Here is a 2,312-nt window from a genome sequence, read left to right on the forward strand (position 1 = left end):
GCGCAGCAACCAGATGCATTCCTGCTTTCTCAAGCGCCGGAAGCAGTGAACGGTTCAGTGTATTATACTGCACATGTACCAGTTCATGAGTGCGTGCACTGATTTCTTTCAGCTGTTCTTTCGCAGTCATTCCTGCAATATCTGTCTTATGATACCCTGCGTGTACCTGATCTTTCAGAGATGCCACACGTACCATAAAGAACTCATCCAGATTGGATGCGGTGATACTTAAGAATTTCAGCCTGTCAAATAAAGGAAGATTCTTATCTCTTGCTTCACTCAGAACACGCTCGTCAAATTTCAGCCAGCTCAGCTCACGGTTTACGAAATATTCTTTCTTTTCAAACTTTCCAGAGATCCATAGTAATCCTCCTTTACGCCCTTCCCTTACGTCTGAGAACCAGACGGATACCAAATACTTCTTCAAAAAATGCAACTTTATCCTTTAATAGCCCCAGTTCAAGAGAAATATCCTGACTGGAATCCACGATCATCTGTAATTCTCTGTCCTTGAGTACAGTCTTGATTCCCTTTACCTTCTGATAATGGCTTCTGTCCATGGCATTGGCCAGACGAAGAATTGCCGTCATCTTCGCAATCTTGATATAGCTTTCTCTGTCGATAGCCATTCCCATATTCTGAATTTCATCATAATATGCAAAAGCTGACGTATTATATCGCACTGCACATGCGATCATCCGCCGTTCCAGGGAAGAAAGACCGATAATATCTGTGGACATTATGATCTGATAAGAACACTCAGAGACATTTCCCATACTGATATATTTGCCACAGTCATGAAGCAGCGCCGCTATCTGTAGCAACAGGCGTTCTCTCGCCCCCATACCATGAACCTTCTTCATACTGTCAAAAATATTCAGACACAGATTCATAGTCCCCTGGATATGGTTCTTACTGCTGGAATATCTTTTTGCAATATTCTTTGAGGTAACCAGAATATCATTCTCAAAGTTATGAACACTCTTGATAAATTTATTCTTCTCTGCAAAATCATAAGCAATTCCGTCTAAAAGCGAAACTCCCGGTGCCCAGAGCGATTCCGCATTAAAAATATCAATAAAGTTCTTGCAGACAACCATTGTAGGAACAACAAGAGAGGCATACTCCGGATCGATTTCCATCTCCTGAGCCAGCAGATCAACAGATTTTCCCACCGTATCTTCATAGCGCTTCATAAACTCTTCCCGCGTGATGATCTTATCTTCCATCTCCTCCTGAAAGATCATATCTGTGATAAAATCTCCCATAAGAATCACATTCTTAATGTCTTTATCCTTAAGATATAGCCTCTGGAAGTTTGTAAGGTCATTGCGGATAAATTCTTCTACCAGCTTATCATAGTGAATCGTAGATTTCTCCAGTTCCTGCAGACGCTGTCTTATTCTCAAACTTCCCATCTTCAGCCCCTGGGTCGTAACAAGCGCATCCTTATCAAAAAGGGAAACCTGCAGACTGCCGCCGCCTACATCCAGAATTGCTGTTCCTTTCTGGATCATCTTTTTGAAGCCTTTTTCAATCGCAGCAATTGATTTATATCCCAGGAAATGCTGTTCTGCACTGCTTAAGATTTCTATTTTCATACCTGTACGCTGATAGATCTGTTCAATGATAATCAGTGGATTAGCAAGTTCCCTGAACGCACTGGTTCCGCAGGCACGATATTCATCTACGCCAAAATCCTGCATCAGACGTTTAAAGTCATTTAGCACTTCGCATAAAACATTCAGCATTTTCCGAATCAATCTTTTCCCCGGAATAAACCCCTTTTCCAAGTTCCAGACTGTATCTGACATCAGTTCAGTTCCCGAAATCCGATTCGCTTTGACATCTCAAAATTTTTCATGCTTACTTCATAAGACCCGATGTCAATAGCTGCAAAGGTCATAACTGCCATATGTATTCCCCCTTTATTATATAAGTTTAATCACATGACTCACTGCTCATCGCAACTGATATCTGTAAAATCGTATACCCCAAATTTCACTCAGTTTCATAACTTTTTTCTTACTCCCGTACTTAACAGGCAACAGAATAGTTATCAAATATTTTTTACTCCTCAACTTTTCCCAACAGATGATCAATAAACTGCTGTGCAGTTCTTCCTGTAAGACCGCCATGGGAAAGTTCCCACTTATTTGCTTCCAGAAGCAGTTCTTCCTCCGGCATGGTAATTCCGTTTCTTTGCGCAAGCGCTTTGACGATCGTCTGGAATTCTTTCTTGCTTGGCGCACCATAATAGATACGAACACCAAAACGATATACAAGAGAAAGTTTCTCCTGTACTGTATCGG

At 41.3% G+C, this 2,312-nt stretch carries 2 protein-coding genes and 1 pseudogene; all 3 read right to left on the bottom strand.

The genetic code is table 11. The annotated features are described in order from the left end of the window. Positions 1 to 358, bottom strand: a pseudogene (locus AC058W_RS01810) (RNA degradosome polyphosphate kinase); the annotation flags it as partial. A 16-nt stretch (positions 359 to 374) separates the two neighbouring features. Then, positions 375 to 1,814 carry a Ppx/GppA phosphatase family protein gene (locus AC058W_RS01815; RefSeq protein ID WP_479389636.1) on the bottom strand — a complete coding sequence of 480 codons (1,440 nt, stop codon included), beginning with the start codon at positions 1,812 to 1,814 and terminating at the stop codon, positions 375 to 377. 256 nt (positions 1,815 to 2,070) lie between these two features. Continuing rightward, the coding region (locus tag AC058W_RS01820) for a DUF815 domain-containing protein (protein ID WP_479389637.1) at positions 2,071 to 2,312 on the bottom strand (242 nt) is incomplete at its 5' end.

The sequence above is a fragment of the Blautia sp. CGZ-1-C1 genome (assembly GCF_056504575.1).

Coding starts and splice junctions, on each gene's coding strand:
- AC058W_RS01815 (WP_479389636.1), bottom strand. CDS start 1,814: ATGTCAGATACAGTCTGGAACTTGGAAAAGGGGTTTATTCCGGGGAAA.